Origin of the sequence: Streptomyces anandii JCM 4720, assembly GCF_014650655.1 — a bacterium.
In the GTDB taxonomy this organism is placed as follows: Bacteria; Actinomycetota; Actinomycetes; order Streptomycetales; family Streptomycetaceae; genus Streptomyces; species Streptomyces anandii.
Genome location: NZ_BMVJ01000010.1, coordinates 142259 through 143933 on the forward strand (window position 1 = coordinate 142259; position 1675 = coordinate 143933).

The window sequence follows — 1675 nt, forward strand, 5'->3', positions numbered from 1 at the left end:
CGTGGGCGAGCCGTCGCGTGGCCAGGTCCTTGACGGCAGACCGGTCGTCGGCCAGTTGGAGGGCCCGTAGGCGGGCGGTCAGCAGTTCCCGGTAGTCCGATGTCGACATGCCGATGAAGACACCTGTCCGCTCCCGGTCGAAGCCGCCGCGGCCAAGCCCCGCGTCGTCGAGGGCCTCGCGGGTGACGTCGAGCATGAGCCGGTGCTGCGGGTCCATGGCCTCGACGCGGCGGGGCGGCAGACCGTAGTGCAGGGCGGCGAAGCGGTCCACCCCGTCCAGGAAGGCGACCTGGTCGGTGTAGGCGGTGTCGGGTGCCCGCCGGTCGCCGGGCCTGTGGAAGATCTCGTGGTTCCAGCGTTCCCTCGGTATGGAACCGAACTGCCGCTCGGCGCCGAGGAGAAGCTTCCAGTAGGCCTGGCTGTCGCGGGCGCCGGGGAACCGGCAGCCGAGTCCGACGATGGCGATGTCACGCATGGGAGGACCTGCTTTCTTCTTGCTCTCGCGGTTGCTCTTGCAGTTGTCGAGGCTGTTGCTCTGGTTGTTGCTGAGGTGGGCGGGGTCGTGGCGGCGGTGGCGGAGGAGGTGGGCGTCTCGCGGGCGTGGGGCGGGGCGACGGCCTGGCCGCGAAGGGACGCGGCGCCCACCAGTTCAGGCCGCCCGCGAGCCGCATGAGCGCGGGTACGAGCACGCCGCGCACGAGGGTCGCGTCGAGGAGTACGCCGAAGCCCGCGCCGATGCCGAAGAACTGCAGCAGGGACACCTTCGAGGTGCCGAAGCTCAGCAGGGTGAAGGCGAGCAGGGCGCCGGCCGTCGTGACGATGCCGCCGGTGCGGGCGACGCCGGTGACGATCGACGCGGAGGTGTCCTGTCCCGCGTCGTGCGCCTCCTTGATGCGGGCCAGCACGAAGACCTCGTAGTCGACCGAGAGTCCGAAGACGATGCAGAACAGCAGCACCGGCATGGTGGTGCTGAGCGGTCCGGGCGTGAATCCGAGCAGGGAGCGCAGATGGCCGTCCTGGAAGATCCACACCATCGCGCCGAGGACCGCGGCGAGGCTGACGCCGTTCAGCACGATGGCCTTCAGCGGGAGGAGCACGCTGCGCGAGAAGCGGAAGAGCAGCACGAACGTACTGACGGTGATCAGGGACAGGGCGAGCGGGAGCCGATGGGCGATCGTGTGCTTGGCGTCGACCAGGACCGCGCTCGCGCCGCCGACGTGGAGGGCGGTGCCCGCCGGCGCGGGGATCTCCCGGATGGAGCGCACGAGTTGCTGGGCGGCCTCGGACTGGGGATCCACCGAGGGCACCACCGTCCAGATCGCCGGACGGTCGGCGCGGGGGAGCGCACGGCCGCCGGACGAGGCAGCGGCGCCGGACACGGCCCGGGTGCCGGACGTGGCGGGGACGTCGGATGTGGCCGGGACGCCGTACGCGGCCTGGGTGCCGGACGGGGCACGGGTATCCGGCGCGCCCCCGGTGTCAGGCGTGACCCTGGTGTCAGGCGCGGCCCCGGTGTCCGTTGTGGCCGGGGTGTCGGGCGCGACCTGTATCTCGGGCGCGGCCCCGGTGTCCGTTGTGGCCGGGGTGTCGGGCGCGACCTGTATCTCGGGCGCGGCCCGGCCCGCCGTCGGGGCCATCGCCGCCGGAGTGCCTTGCCGCCACACTCCGGTCGGGC

2 protein-coding genes are annotated in these 1675 nt (G+C 72.4%); both read right to left on the reverse strand.

Going from position 1 to position 1675, the window contains the following annotated elements; genetic code table 11:
- On the reverse strand, positions 1–475 hold a 475-nt coding region (locus IE249_RS37875; protein ID WP_268249707.1), incomplete at its 3' end, for a beta-ketoacyl synthase N-terminal-like domain-containing protein.
- The coding region (locus IE249_RS19600; RefSeq protein ID WP_229858848.1) for an MMPL family transporter at positions 468–1675 on the reverse strand (1208 nt) is incomplete at its 5' end. The genes IE249_RS19600 and IE249_RS37875, both read right to left, overlap by 8 nt.